The following is a 13183-nucleotide window of genomic DNA, read 5'->3' as shown; positions in this document are numbered from 1 at the left end:
ATTACTTTACTTGTCCCTGCTTAGTAACTTATTTATGGTAATTGCAGCCATCATAAAGCCAAATGAACCAGTAACTGCTTCAAAGCTACCTTTCTCTATACAGTTTGGATTTTCTCCTGAGAAAACAACTTTAAACTTCTTTTTGAAACCTCTTTTTTTAAGTTCAGTTCTAATTTTTCTAATAAATGGGTCATTGTAGGTGTCCCAGATTGATTTGTATTCAATTTTACTTGGATCAAACCTTTTTGCACCACCACTTGTACTAATGATTTTTGTAAAGTATCTTTGGATTAAATGAACTTTTGGAGCAACATCATCAATTGCATCTAAAATGTAGTCGTAAGATGAAAAATCAAAATTGTCTATCCACTCAGGGGTTATTTTTGCATGAATTGCTTCAACCTTTGGATATCTCTCTTTTAAAGCATCAACTTTAACTCTTCCAACATTACCATGACTTCCTAATTGTCTATTCATATTTGATTCTTCATAAGTATCAAAATCAACAATTGTAATGTTTGTTAAACCTGTGTTATATAGTGAGTCTAAAGCAAAGCTTCCAACTCCTCCTACACCTAATAAAATAACTTTCGCATTTTTAATTTTTTCAAAATTTTCTTCACCAAATAATTTTATGGTTCTATCGTATTCTTGCATATCTACTCTTTTATAAAAATTTCGATATTATATCAAATTAATATGAAAATAAAACAATAATATAATAGGAGCCTTATCATGGATAAAGAGCCAATGACAAGAGTTGGATATGAAAAAATTACAGGTGAATTAGATTTTTTAAAAAATAAAGAAAGACCTGAAACAGTGATTGCATTAGATGAGGCAAGACAGCTAGGTGACCTAAAAGAAAATGCAGAATATCATGCTGCAAAAGATAAGTTAGCAATTATAGATTCTCAAATTGGTGAATTAGGTTCAATTATCTCTAAGGCTGTAATTATTGACCCAGAAACTTTACCTCATGATAGAGTGAGTTTTGGTTCAACAGTTGAATTAGTAGATGTAGAAACAGATGAAGAGTTTACATATGCAATTGTTGGTGGAATAGAGTCAAATGCCGAAAAAGGTTTAATCTCTTTTAACTCTCCATTAGCAAAACAGCTTTTAGGAAAACAAGAAGGTGATGAACTTACTGCTACTTTACCAGGTGGTGAAACATCTTTTGAAATTTTAAGTGTAGGATATAAGGAGCTAGAACTATAATGAATGTAGCAATTATTGGAGCAAGTGGTTATACAGGACTAGAGTTAATTAAGATTCTTATTAATCATCCAACATTTAATATCTCTTATATTGCAAACTCTACAGGGGAACAAAATGTTCAAGAACTACATCCTTGTTTAAAAGATATTATTGATGTTGAAGTTTCAAAAGCAGATGCAAATGAGGTAGCTAAAGTTGCAGATTTAGCATTTTTAGCACTTCCTCATAAAACTTCTATGTCTTTTGCAAAAGAGCTTTTAGAGCTTGGAGTAAAGGTTGTTGATTTATCTGCTGATTATAGATTAGAGCTTGAAACATATGAAGAGCACTATTGTCCACATGAAGATAAAGAACATATAAAAGATGCAGTTTATGGACTTCCTGAGTACTATAAAGAAGAGTTAAAGTCTTCACAACTAGTTGCAAACCCAGGATGTTTCCCAACAGCAGCACTTTTAGCGCTTTTCCCTTTTATTGATTATATTGACACAAATGCACAAATCTTTATTGATGCAAAAACAGGAATGAGTGGAGCTGGAAAAGGTTTAAAAGAGGTTACTCATTTTGGTCATTTAAATGAAAATTGCCATGCATATAATCCTTTTAAACATAGACATATGCCAGAAATTCAAGAGAAAGTAAAAATAGTAAAGGGTGTTGATTGTCAAATCAATTTTGTGCCACATCTACTACCTATTACAAGAGGAATGTTAGTTTCTGTATTTGCAACACTAAAAGAAGATGTTGATGTAAACAAAGTTTTAGAAGAAGCTTATAAAGACTCTCCTTTTGTTAGAGTTAGAAATACTCCTGTTGATTTAAAATCAACAGCAGGAACAAACTTCTGTGATATCTTTGTCGAAACAAATGGAAAAGCACTATTTGTAAACTCTTCTATTGATAATCTATTAAGAGGTGCTTCATCTCAAGCAGTTGTAAATGCAAACTTAATGTGTGGATTAGATGAAGAAGAAGGAATTCCAAAAATAGCTTATGTTCCATAGTATAAAAAAAGATTCAATTTTTATAGCTGATTCTCATTTTAACGAGAAAAACCAAGAGCTATTAACACTTTTAGAAAAAATTGCAAATAAACAATTGAACCCATCACAACTTTTTTTGATGGGGGATATTATTGATTTTATTTCTGGTGAAAGTAAATACTTTATAAAAACAAATAAAAAAGTTGTTGATTTAATAAATCAAATCTCAAATAGTATTGAGGTTTTTTATTTAGAGGGAAATCATGACTACAATCTTCAAAATATATTTCCAAATGTAAAAGTATTTAAAAGAGAAAATCAACCAGTTAACTTTATCTTTGAAGATAAAACAATAGCTATGTCCCATGGAGATATTTTTACTCCGTGGCATTATAATCTGTATTGCACAATTATTAGGAATAAACCTTTACTTGTATTTTTAAATCTAATAGATTTTGCTAATGTAATCTCTAAAAAAATAGAGAGTTCTTTACTTAAAAAAAATATTTGTGGTGTGATTGATGACTTTGACTCTTTTGCTAAAAAAAGACTTTCTAATTATAAAACAGATTTAGTTGTTGAAGGACATTTTCATCAAGGTAAAACTTTCAAAAGCGAAAAACAAACTTATATAAATATTCCATCATTATGTTGTTCTAAACAGTATGTATTATTTGATGGTGAATTTGCAGGAGTAAATATATGATTAATGAAAGTACAATTATGACTTTTCTTATGGTTATATCTGTAATCATTGTAGTTTTATTAGTTATTATCATTATGTTGATAATGCAAAATAAAGGTGGTAAAAAAAGTAAGAAAAGGCATAAGATGAGTACTTCTTATCATAAAGTAAATATGCCAAATACAATGAAGCTTTATTTACCAAATGTAATTGAAAAAATGTCTAAAAAAGAAGTTTTAGGAATTACTAAAAAAGTATATGAGTCTTATAAAATCTTTGACTATAAAAAAATGGACTTAAATGAATTAGATAAAAAAGAGTGGCATACTTGGCAGGTTTCTTTTTTATTTATGATGTATAAACAAGACCAAGAGTTTTTTATTCCAAATCAAGATGCAATTTTTCATCCATTTTTAATTAAATCATCAGCAAATGATATGAAAAGCTTTGTAAGGGGTTTAATAAAAAAATATGAAAATCATGTAGATACTTCTTTAGATAAAGACTCTTTATGTAAAGAGTATTTATGGTCAAATAAAGATATCTCAATACTTTTTTACTTCTTGGCAAATTATAAAAACTATTAAAAGGATATATTATCGCACAATTTAAAGTTAATAGTGAATATGAACCAGCAGGTGACCAGCCTGTAGCAATTGATGCAATTAGTAAATCAATTTTAGATGGAAATAGATATACAACATTAGAAGGTGTTACTGGTTCTGGTAAAACTTATACTATGGCAAAGGTAATTGAGAAAACTCAAAAGCCAACATTAATTATGACTCATAATAAAACTCTTGCTGCACAGTTATATTCTGAGTTTAGACAGTTCTTTCCTAACAATCACGTAGAATATTTTATCTCTTATTATGATTATTATCAACCAGAAGCATATATTCCAAGAACTGACCTTTTTATAGAAAAAGATTCATCTATTAATAGTGAATTAGAAAGATTAAGACTTAGTGCAACAGCATCATTACTTAGCTTTGATGATGTTATTGTTATTGCTTCAGTTTCAGCTAACTATGGTTTAGGTAATCCAAATGAATATAAAGCAATGGTTCAAAGAATTGAAGTAGGCTTTGAATATTCTCAAAGAGAGTTTTTACTTAAACTTGTAGAGATGGGATATAAAAGAAATGATTCATTTTTTGATAGGGCTGATTTTAGAGTAAATGGTGATGTTATTGATATTTATCCTGCTTATTTTGAAGATGAGTATATTCGTGTTGAGTTCTTTGGTGATGAAGTAGAATCAATCACAAAACATGAATACTTAACAAATGAAAAAACAAAGTCTTTAGAAGAAGCTATTATTTACTCAGTTAATCCATTTGTTGTTACAAGTGAAAATTTAGGCAAAGCAGTAAAGCAAATAGAAGAAGAGCTTGATGAAAGGCTTGATTACTTTACAAAAGAAGATAAGCTAGTTGAGTATCAAAGATTAAAACAAAGAGTTGAGTTTGATTTAGAGATGATTGAAGGTACTGGTATGTGTAAAGGAATTGAAAACTATGCACGTCATTTAACTGGACTAAAACCCGGACAAACTCCTTATTCACTTATGGATTATTTTGAACAAATAGGAAAAGACTTCTTACTAATTGTTGATGAATCACATGTTTCTTTACCTCAATTTAGAGGAATGCATGCAGCAGATAGAAGTAGAAAAGAGGTTCTTGTTGATTATGGATTTAGATTACCAAGTGCTTTAGATAATAGACCATTAAAATTTGATGAGTTTATAAATAAAGCTTCTTCATATCTTTTTGTATCTGCAACACCAGCTGAGCTTGAAATAGAAAAAAGTGATGTGGTAGCAAAACAGATTATTAGACCAACGGGGCTTTTAGACCCAATTATTCAAATAGAAGATAGTGAGTATCAAGTAGAGAAACTACATGATGAGATTAAAAAAACGGTTGAAAAGGATGAAAGAGTTTTAGTAACCGTATTAACTAAAAAGATGGCAGAAGAGTTAACTTCTTATTATTCTGATTTAGGAATTAAAGTTAAATATATGCACTCTGATATTGATGCAATTGAGAGAAATCAAATTATTCGAGAGCTTAGAGTAGGTGAGTTTGATGTTCTTGTTGGAATTAACTTACTTAGAGAGGGACTTGATATTCCAGAAACATCACTTGTAGCTATCTTAGATGCAGATAAAGAAGGTTTCCTAAGAAGTAGAACTTCTTTAGTTCAAACAATGGGAAGGGCTGCAAGAAATCAAAATGGTAGAGTAATCCTTTTTGCAAAGAAAATTACTGATTCTATGAAGTATGCAATTGATTTAACAAATGAAAGAAGAGCTATACAAGAAGAGTTTAATAAGAAACATGGAATAACTCCTAAAACAACAAAAAGATCAATAGATGAAAATCTAAAACTTGAAGAGTACGATGATGTAGCTTGGAAAAAAGAGAAGTTACAAAAAATGCCAGCAGCAGAGAGAAAGAAAATCTTAATTGAGTTAAATAAACAGATGCAAAAAGCTGCAAAAGATTTAAACTTTGAAGAAGCAATTAGATTACGTGATGAGATTGAGAAATTAAAAAAGGCGTAAAATGAATATTGGAATTTATATTTATGATAATGCTGAGGTTTTAGATTTTTCTGGACCTTATGAAGTTTTTTCTGTAGCAAATAGATTTTTAGAAGAAAAACACAATCTATTTTTTATTTCTGAAAAAGAAGAAGTAATAAAAGCAAGAGGTGAGTATAAGGTTTTAAGTGACTTTACAATTGAAACTCATCCTAAACTTGATGTTTTAATAGTTGTTGGTGGAGTTCATACTAAGGAACTAGAAAAACAAAATGTTATTAATTGGCTTACAAAACAAACAAAAACTTGTAAACTTATAGCTTCTGTATGTACAGGAGTTTTTTTATTAGCAAAAGCAAATATTGTAACAAACCATAAAGTAACTACTCACTGGGAAGATATTGAAGATTTAAAAAATAGTTTTCCTAGCTTAGATGTAAAAGATGATGTCAGATGGGTAGATGAAGGAAATATTGTAAGCTCTGCTGGAATATCTGCTGGTATTGATATGAGTTTACATTTGATTTCAAAACTTTATAATGAAGACTTAGCTTTAAAAACCGCAAAACAAATGCAGTTTGACTGGACAAAAAATTAAAGGAAGAAAAAATTGCCAAGACTTAAAAAAGCAACAAAAGAAGAGATACAAATTATTAAAGAAGCCTTCCAAGAAAAATATTCAGGTGCTGTTACTGAGTTAGAATATAAAAATGACTATGAGTTATTAATAGCTATTATTCTTTCAGCACAATGTACTGATAAAAGAGTAAATATTATTACTCCAGCTTTATTTGAAAAGTATCCTGATGTTTTTTCACTTGCTGAAGCTTCTTTAGATGATGTAAAAGAGTTACTTAAAACTTGTTCATTTTTTAATAATAAAGCAAAAAATATTATAAAAATGGCACAAAGTGTTATTGCCGATTATGATGGGGATATTCCACATAATCAAAAAGAGCTTATCAAACTAGCAGGAGTAGGAAATAAAACTGCTAATGTATTTATGATTGAGTTTGAGGGCGCAAATTTAATGGCTGTTGATACTCATGTATTTAGAGTTTCTCATAGACTTGGACTTTCATATGAAAAAACAGTTGAAAAAACTGAAGCTGATTTAGTAAAAAAATTAAAAGATGATTTGCATATTTTTCATCAAGCAATGGTTTTATTTGGAAGATATACATGTAAAGCATTAAGTCCTGATTGCGACAATTGTTTATTTCCCCATGTATGCAAAACAACAAAGTCTTTTAAACCACAATAATAAAAGAAAAAATTAGTTTTTTTATTTTATTTACAAATTTTATTATAACTGTTATTATTAATTAATTCCAAAAAGGAGTTGATTATGAAAACAGTTACAAAAATAGATTCTATTAGATTAGCACATCATTTTAAAAAAGATTCAATCAATCTTTATTATGTGGAAAAACCTTATGGTGAGTTTAGTGACTCTATTGTTAAGATTGAAATTTTAGAGAATGATAGAATAACTGGACAAGTTGAAGTTCCTTATGAAAATATTGATAGTATTATCAATACTTTAACAAAAGTAAAAGAGAAGTTTGACACAAATCCTAAAACAGAAGATTTACATGATGAGTTAGCAGCAGATGTTGGAGGAGGTCAGTAGTCTATTTTTAGATGAACTTCTCTAAAAATAGATTTTTGATATGTGAGTTTAATCCATTTGAATTAAACATTATAATCTCTCTATAAAATCTTTGAAGATTCTTTTCTATTAAAATAGACTTTCCACCATTTAAAATCATAGCTGTTGTAATAATATCTTGAATTGTGTTAAATAAGTCAATTCTAATTTGGTCTAAATAAGCTCCATTTTGTGTTTCAATAAAAGCATCTTTTAGTTTATTGATTCTTTTTTTAGACTCTTTTTTAATTTTTCATTTTCAATATTTTCAATTGCACCTAATGCAACTCCATAAAGAGCATAATGAACAGTTTTTGATAGAGATTTATTTTTTGTATAGTGTCCTATTTCATGAGATGAAACTATATTTTCTTCTTTTACGAAAAAGTCTTTTAATTCTATATTTACCGTATTTAAAGAGTAGCCTACAAAAGTCTCAGGGGCTTCAATTATATTAAACCCCTTTTTCTTTTTGAACTTTGCAAGAACTTCATACTCTTTATTGTCATAGTGAAAACCAATTAGCAGTTTATCAAATATTTTATATCCACTTGCCCATGTAAGTTGACCATTTAATTTATATCCACCTTGACATTTCTTTGCACTTACAACAGTCTTATTATCTCTTAAGTGGTTTATAGAAATACCACATTTCTTTTTAAAGAAGTGTTCTTTTCTTTTAAAATTATTTTTTGTCATAATTGCATTTGCTGCAAGTATTTGAATAGCTAAAAAAGATAAAGAACCAGAATAGGGTGTAATTTTTCTAAATAGTCTAAACTTTAGTAGTTCAGGACTATGGCTAGGATATTTATGAAAAGAGAAAAGCTCATTTTCATAAGCAATATCAAAAGCCTTTTTCAAGGCTTTATAGTCACTATCCATTTTATGTGAAGGAATAGTTTTTAATTGAGAAGTTGTTTTTTTAATATTATTTAAAAACTTTTTTTCTAGTGACATTTACTATTTCTTTGTACACTTTTCATCTAGTTTGTCAAAGTTTTCAAATACAAATTCATCTTCTATTTTTACTACTTTAACATTTTTTACACTACAAAGGTACTCTTTGCCATCTTTTAAAGTAATAAAGTCAAAATCATATATAAAGTTAGTTTTTGAAGAAACCATTTTATTATTTAATCTTTCATATGAGAACTTAGAGATTTTAACCTCATGTGTTTTTTCATATTTTGTTTTAAAAACTTCTGGAACTTCTTGTTTTTTGTCTTCTATTAAAGCATAAGTTAGAATACCACTTAAAACTAAAACAGCAATTAGAATACCGAACTCTTTTCCTTCAAATTTTCCATTTACTTTATATATTATATAAGCTACTAAAACAATAAATAAAATTGCTATTAACATTATTTGCATAATTAGTTTCCTTTTAGTCTGTTTTTAAATTCACTAGGACTTAAATACTTATTTGGTGAGGGTGCTTTTTTCGATGTTTTATCAATAGAACTAGATACTGGTTTTGCACTATTATATTGTCTATTTGTTGAGATGTTATTTATAAGTCCATCTTTTAAATTATCTAAAATATTCATTACAGTTTTTACATTTTTTTCATCAATATCAAGTGTAATTTTAGCCATAAAAATCCTTTGTGGAAGTATATCATAAAAAAAAATAAAAAAAGTTTTTAAGTCTTTTCTTAAAAATATATAAAGTTTAACAATTAATTAACACAGGCAGATTAGAATAATAAAAAAATTCAAGGACGTTAAATGAAAAAGATTATTTCTTTATCTATGGCTTGTACATTATCTTTACTTGCTAATGAAACTATTGACCTACCTTTAGTTGAAGTTTCTGAAAAAGTTAATAAAAAAGTTGTAAATAATATTAGTAGTGAACAAATAAAATCTGCTGACTTAGCAGAAACACTTACAAAAAAAGTTCCTTCTATAAGTTTAGTAAGAAGAAGTGGTATTGCAAATGATATTATTTTAAGAGGTGCAAAAAAAGATAATATCAATATATTAATTGATGATAGTAAGATTTATGGAGCATGTCCAAATAGAATGGACCCAGCAACTTCTCATGTACTAACAAATAATATAGAAACTGTAGAAGTAATTGAAGGTCCTTATGATATTGAAAATTTTGGTACATTAAGTGGTTTAGTTAAAGTTAAAACAAAAGAACCAAGTGAAAAGCTAAGTGGTGAAGTTAATCTAAACCTAGGAAGTTATGGTTATAAAAAAGGTTCATTTACTGTTAGTGGTGGAAATGAACATGTAAAACTTTTATTATCAGCTTCAAAAGAAGAATCAGACCAATATAAAGATGGTGATGGTAATGACTTTTTAGAGCAACAAATTGAAAAAAATGTTCCTGTTGCAAATAGATATAAAAGTGATGATATTGAAGCTTATGAAAAAGAGACTATTTTAACAAAAGCAATTTTTAATATTGATGATTCTTCTGAAATAACTGTGTCGTATACTGCAAATAGAAGTGATAATGTTTTATATCCAAATACTCCAATGGATGCAGATTATGATGATTCAGATATTTATACATTTGATTATACGAAAAGAAATCTAGGAGAATATTCAAAAGAGTTAAACTTAGAATACTACTACTCAAAAGTTGACCACCCAATGAGTACAGCTTTAAGAAATAGAACAACTGGAATGATGCCTCCTATGGCAATTATAACTAATCATATGAAATCTTCAATTTGGGGAACAAAACTAAAAAATAAGTTAGATATTGCAAATGGTGAATTATTAGTTGGACTTGATACAAGTACAAGAAACTGGAGAGGTAGAATGTATAACTCTACAGGTACCATGGATAGTACTTCACTATCATCAACTGATACAAGAAATATTGCAATGTTCTCTTCTTTCAAAAAATCATTTGGAGCTCTTGATTTAGAAGTAGGTGCAAGATATGATGATACTGAAATTGATGTTACTGATTCATCTAAAACAGATAGAGACTATAATGAATTAAATGGACATATTTTCTCTATTTATAATCTTGATAAAGATACTAAAATCTTTGCAGGTATTGGTAAATCTTCAAGGGTTCCAGATGCAAGAGAGTTATACTATGGTTCAACAAACCATGATTTAGAAGCTACAAAAAACTATGAAATAGATTTAGGGTTTGAAAAAACTATTGGTGATTTCAATGTAAAAACTAAACTATTCTATTCAAAACTTGATGACTATATTTATAATATGGGAGCAGGGGTTTTTGAAAATATTGATGCAAAAATTTATGGTACAAGTGTAAACGGGTACTACTTATTAAATGATGAGTTCATTTTAGATTATGGATTAGCTTATCAAAGAGGTAAAAAAGATGGTAATTATGCTGATAAAGATTTAGCAGAAATCCCACCATTAAAAATGAACTTAAGTTTAACATATCAAAAAGATGTATCTAAGTTTACTACAGAGCTTATTGCGGTTGATAACTGGAATGAATATGATAGTTCTGCAAATGAACAGAACTTAGATGGTTATGCAGTTGTAAATATGAAGTATGATAGAGAGTTAAATAAAAACTTTAATTTAACTCTTGGTGTTGATAACTTATTTGACAAAACATATGCTTCAACAAATACTTACCAAGATATAAAATATATTCCTACAGCAGGAGAACAAACTCTTATTAATGACCCAGGAAGATATTTTTACGTAAATTTAAAATACTCTTTTTAAACTAAGAAGCTTTACTTCTTAGTTTAATTAATATCAAAATTAGCTAGTCTCATAAGTGTAGTACTAGCTGGTTTTATAAGCTTATCATTAAAGTCATAATATACATTGTGACAAGGTTTTTGATGTTTCTCAATTCCATCATCACTTCCAATAAGTGCAAAAGCACCAGGGATTGTATTTAAGTAGTAACTAAAGTCTTCACTTGCCATAATTGGTGTAGCTATATTACTTTGCCAGTTTTCGCCAAGAGTTTTCTTTAAAGCTTCTCTCATCATGGAAGCTTGTATTTCATGATTTATTGTTGCTTGATATCTATCTCTTAATTCAATTTCAACTTCTACATTATAAGATTTTGCTACATCTTTTGTAATCTTTTCTATTTGTTCAAAAACAAACTGTTTTAGCTCAATTGTAGGAACTCTAATGCTTCCTTCTATTTTTGCATTATCAGGAATGGTAGTAAGTTCACTTCTTGCGTCAATTGATGTCACTGAAACTACTACACTATCTTGAGGAGCAATTTGTCTTGCAACAATTTGTTGTAAAGCCAAAGTTATAGCACTTGAAGCTAAAACTGGGTCTTTACAAATTTCAGGTTGAGAAGAGTGTCCACCTTTTCCTTTTACATCAATATGAAAAGTTCCATTTCCTGCCATAACTGTACCATCTGGGCAAACTGCTTGACCAAACTTTATAGCTGGCCAATTATGCCAACCAAATATCATATCAACACCTTCTAAACAACCTTCTTCAATCATCTTTTTAGCTCCATGTCCTCCTTCTTCAGCAGGCTGGAAAACTAATGAAACAGGGTTTGGAAGTTTGTCTTCATTTTGTTTTAACCAAATTGCAGCAGCTATTAAGGTAGCTGTATGTCCATCATGTCCACAAGCATGCATACATTGAGGTTTTTGTGATTTATATGCTACATCAGTTTTCTCTTCTAAAGGTAAGGCATCAATATCTCCTCTTAAGGCAATATGAGGGCCTTTTTTATCTTGAGCCAGTAAACCGACAGTTCCTGTATTTGCATAGGTTTTAAAAGGAATTCCATGTTGTTCTAAAACTTCTCTAATATTTTTTGCAGTATTAGTTTCTTCCCATTTTAATTCAGGGTTTTTATGTAAATTATGTCTAAAATTTATTGCATAATCTATTACTTCATCAAAATTTTTATACATAATAACTCCTTTCTTATTAATCCAATTATATCATTTTATGAATAGCTTTCTTGGAAAATCACATAGTGTTTCTACTCCATCATCTGTAATTAGAATACTCTCCGTAATCTCCATTCCCCAATCATCTTGCCAAATTCCTGGCATAAAGTGAAAGGTCATACCTGCTTCTAAAACTGTTAAATCTGAAGCTCTTAAACTGCAAGTTCTCTCACCCCAATCTGGTGGATAACTAACTCCAATTGGATAGCCACATCTTGCACCATTTCTATCTATTCCAAATTTTTTCATTACCTTGTCTACAGCATTTGCTATGTCACAAGTTCTATTTCCTGGTTTTGCTTCTTCTAATCCAGCATGAATAGCTTCTTGTAAAGCATTTTGGGCATCAAGAAACTTTTGTTCAGGTTTTCCCATAAAAATTGTTCTTGACATTGGTGCATGGTATCTTTTATAACAGCCTGATATCTCAAAAAATGTTGCTTCTTTTCTTTTAAAAGGTCTATCATCCCATGTAATATGAGAAGCTGATGCATCTGGCCCTGATGGAAGTAAGGGAACTATAGAAGGGTAGTCTCCTCCAAAACCATCGACTCCTTCAATGGCAGTTTCATAGATTTGTGATACAACATGACTTTTAGGAATACCAACTCTTACAATATCAAGTACTCTTTGATGTATTTTTTGAGTGATTCTTCCTGCAATCTTCATATACTCAATCTCTTTTTTACTCTTTTTGCCCCTTGCCCAATTTACTAGGTTGTTTGCATTTATAAAGTTTGCATTTGGAAGAGTTGCCATTAATCTAAAGTGTGCTTCTGCTGAATAGTAATAGTTATCTCTTTCTGTTGCAATATTTACTTTTCCCCAACCTTTTTTATTGATAATATTTTCTCCAATCCAAGTCATTGGGTGTTCGTCTAGGTTTTGTACATACTTTTCAGGATAGCCATATAAATTATCTTCTTTCATATAGCATTTTATCAAGGCTGCATTTCTATCCATAAGTCTTCCAAACCAAATAGGCTCTTCTTCATCAAGACTGATTATTACTCCTTGATGAACATAAAAAGACCATCCATCATATCCTGTAAGCCAGTTCATATTCCCTGGGTCAGTAGCAAGTAAAACATCAATTCTTCTTTGTTGCATCATTGCTTTTACTTTTCTGATTCTTTGAATATACTCTTTTTTAGTAAAAGGTAATTTTGCTTGCATAGTTCTTCCTTTT

Annotated in this window: 15 protein-coding genes; 9 read left to right on the top strand and 6 right to left on the bottom strand. The window is 29.2% G+C overall.

What is annotated here, in order from left to right:
- Positions 1-6 precede the first annotated feature (6 nt).
- Complete coding sequence (locus CRV03_RS13355; RefSeq protein WP_129085643.1) at positions 7-657, bottom strand: ThiF family adenylyltransferase; 651 nt, start codon at positions 655-657, stop codon at positions 7-9.
- Between the two features lie 78 nt (positions 658-735).
- Between CRV03_RS13355 and greA the strand changes: the two genes are divergently transcribed.
- From greA to CRV03_RS13315, 8 genes are all read left to right on the top strand, one after another.
- A complete protein-coding gene (gene greA, locus CRV03_RS13350; RefSeq protein WP_129085642.1) occupies positions 736-1221 on the top strand; it encodes a transcription elongation factor GreA in 486 nt (161 codons plus the stop codon).
- Positions 1221-2225 carry an N-acetyl-gamma-glutamyl-phosphate reductase gene (argC, locus tag CRV03_RS13345; RefSeq protein WP_129085641.1) on the top strand — a complete coding sequence of 335 codons (1005 nt, stop codon included), beginning with the start codon at positions 1221-1223 and terminating at the stop codon, positions 2223-2225. The genes greA and argC overlap by 1 nt, the downstream gene beginning before the upstream one ends.
- Positions 2215-2910 (top strand): UDP-2,3-diacylglucosamine diphosphatase, encoded by a 696-nt coding sequence (locus CRV03_RS13340; protein WP_129085640.1) that lies wholly within the window; start codon positions 2215-2217, stop codon positions 2908-2910. The genes argC and CRV03_RS13340 overlap by 11 nt, the downstream gene beginning before the upstream one ends.
- Complete coding sequence (locus CRV03_RS13335; RefSeq protein ID WP_129085639.1) at positions 2907-3476, top strand: hypothetical protein; 570 nt, start codon at positions 2907-2909, stop codon at positions 3474-3476. Before CRV03_RS13340 ends, CRV03_RS13335 begins: the two co-directional genes overlap by 4 nt.
- 11 nt (positions 3477-3487) lie before the next feature.
- On the top strand, positions 3488-5461 hold the full coding sequence (uvrB, locus tag CRV03_RS13330; protein ID WP_129085638.1) for an excinuclease ABC subunit UvrB: 1974 nt from the start codon (positions 3488-3490) through the stop codon (positions 5459-5461).
- A gap of 1 nt (position 5462) precedes the next feature.
- Positions 5463-6038: a DJ-1/PfpI family protein gene (locus CRV03_RS13325; RefSeq protein ID WP_129085637.1), complete on the top strand. Its 576-nt coding sequence runs from the start codon at positions 5463-5465 to the stop codon at positions 6036-6038.
- 12 nt (positions 6039-6050) lie between these two features.
- Entirely contained in the window at positions 6051-6704 is a 654-nt protein-coding gene (gene nth, locus CRV03_RS13320; RefSeq protein ID WP_129085636.1) for an endonuclease III, read from the top strand.
- 84 nt (positions 6705-6788) lie between these two features.
- Positions 6789-7073: a hypothetical protein gene (locus tag CRV03_RS13315; protein WP_129085635.1), complete on the top strand. Its 285-nt coding sequence runs from the start codon at positions 6789-6791 to the stop codon at positions 7071-7073.
- A gap of 231 nt (positions 7074-7304) precedes the next feature.
- On the opposite strand, the gene CRV03_RS13310 is transcribed toward CRV03_RS13315, so the two are convergent.
- Genes CRV03_RS13310 through CRV03_RS13300 form a run of 3 tightly spaced genes read right to left on the bottom strand, consistent with a single transcriptional unit; the run spans position 7305 to position 8689 of the window.
- Entirely contained in the window at positions 7305-8051 is a 747-nt protein-coding gene (locus tag CRV03_RS13310) for a hypothetical protein (protein ID WP_129085634.1), read from the bottom strand.
- Positions 8052-8054: 3 nt separating this feature from the next.
- Complete coding sequence (locus tag CRV03_RS13305; RefSeq protein ID WP_129085633.1) at positions 8055-8465, bottom strand: hypothetical protein; 411 nt, start codon at positions 8463-8465, stop codon at positions 8055-8057.
- Positions 8466-8467: 2 nt separating this feature from the next.
- Positions 8468-8689, bottom strand: a complete 222-nt coding sequence (locus CRV03_RS13300; RefSeq protein WP_129085632.1) for a hypothetical protein — start codon at positions 8687-8689, stop codon at positions 8468-8470.
- Between the two features lie 132 nt (positions 8690-8821).
- Here CRV03_RS13300 and CRV03_RS13295 point away from each other — a divergent pair, with 132 nt between their 5' ends.
- Positions 8822-10774: a TonB-dependent receptor gene (locus tag CRV03_RS13295; protein WP_129085631.1), complete on the top strand. Its 1953-nt coding sequence runs from the start codon at positions 8822-8824 to the stop codon at positions 10772-10774.
- A gap of 23 nt (positions 10775-10797) precedes the next feature.
- Here the strand turns inward: CRV03_RS13295 and doeB2 are convergent, their stop codons facing one another.
- Together doeB2 and CRV03_RS13285 are read right to left on the bottom strand one after the other, a co-directional pair.
- Positions 10798-11955: a N(2)-acetyl-L-2,4-diaminobutanoate deacetylase DoeB2 gene (gene doeB2, locus CRV03_RS13290; RefSeq protein WP_129085630.1), complete on the bottom strand. Its 1158-nt coding sequence runs from the start codon at positions 11953-11955 to the stop codon at positions 10798-10800.
- A gap of 30 nt (positions 11956-11985) precedes the next feature.
- Positions 11986-13170 carry a M24 family metallopeptidase gene (locus CRV03_RS13285; RefSeq protein WP_129085629.1) on the bottom strand — a complete coding sequence of 395 codons (1185 nt, stop codon included), beginning with the start codon at positions 13168-13170 and terminating at the stop codon, positions 11986-11988.
- Positions 13171-13183 lie beyond the last annotated feature (13 nt).

This window comes from Arcobacter sp. F155 (genome assembly GCF_004116455.1).
Classification (GTDB): domain Bacteria; phylum Campylobacterota; class Campylobacteria; order Campylobacterales; family Arcobacteraceae; genus Halarcobacter.
Note: the sequence above shows the minus strand (reverse complement) of the source record. Positions and strands in the feature narration are given on the sequence as shown.

Coding starts and splice junctions, on each gene's coding strand:
- CRV03_RS13355 (WP_129085643.1), bottom strand. CDS start 657: ATGCAAGAATACGATAGAACCATAAAATTATTTGGTGAAGAAAATTTT.
- greA (WP_129085642.1), top strand. CDS start 736: ATGGATAAAGAGCCAATGACAAGAGTTGGATATGAAAAAATTACAGGT.
- argC (WP_129085641.1), top strand. CDS start 1,221: ATGAATGTAGCAATTATTGGAGCAAGTGGTTATACAGGACTAGAGTTA.
- CRV03_RS13340 (WP_129085640.1), top strand. CDS start 2,215: ATGTTCCATAGTATAAAAAAAGATTCAATTTTTATAGCTGATTCTCAT.
- CRV03_RS13335 (WP_129085639.1), top strand. CDS start 2,907: ATGATTAATGAAAGTACAATTATGACTTTTCTTATGGTTATATCTGTA.
- CRV03_RS13325 (WP_129085637.1), top strand. CDS start 5,463: ATGAATATTGGAATTTATATTTATGATAATGCTGAGGTTTTAGATTTT.
- CRV03_RS13315 (WP_129085635.1), top strand. CDS start 6,789: ATGAAAACAGTTACAAAAATAGATTCTATTAGATTAGCACATCATTTT.
- CRV03_RS13310 (WP_129085634.1), bottom strand. CDS start 8,051: ATGTCACTAGAAAAAAAGTTTTTAAATAATATTAAAAAAACAACTTCT.
- CRV03_RS13305 (WP_129085633.1), bottom strand. CDS start 8,465: ATGCAAATAATGTTAATAGCAATTTTATTTATTGTTTTAGTAGCTTAT.
- CRV03_RS13300 (WP_129085632.1), bottom strand. CDS start 8,689: ATGGCTAAAATTACACTTGATATTGATGAAAAAAATGTAAAAACTGTA.
- CRV03_RS13295 (WP_129085631.1), top strand. CDS start 8,822: ATGAAAAAGATTATTTCTTTATCTATGGCTTGTACATTATCTTTACTT.
- doeB2 (WP_129085630.1), bottom strand. CDS start 11,955: ATGTATAAAAATTTTGATGAAGTAATAGATTATGCAATAAATTTTAGA.
- CRV03_RS13285 (WP_129085629.1), bottom strand. CDS start 13,170: ATGCAAGCAAAATTACCTTTTACTAAAAAAGAGTATATTCAAAGAATC.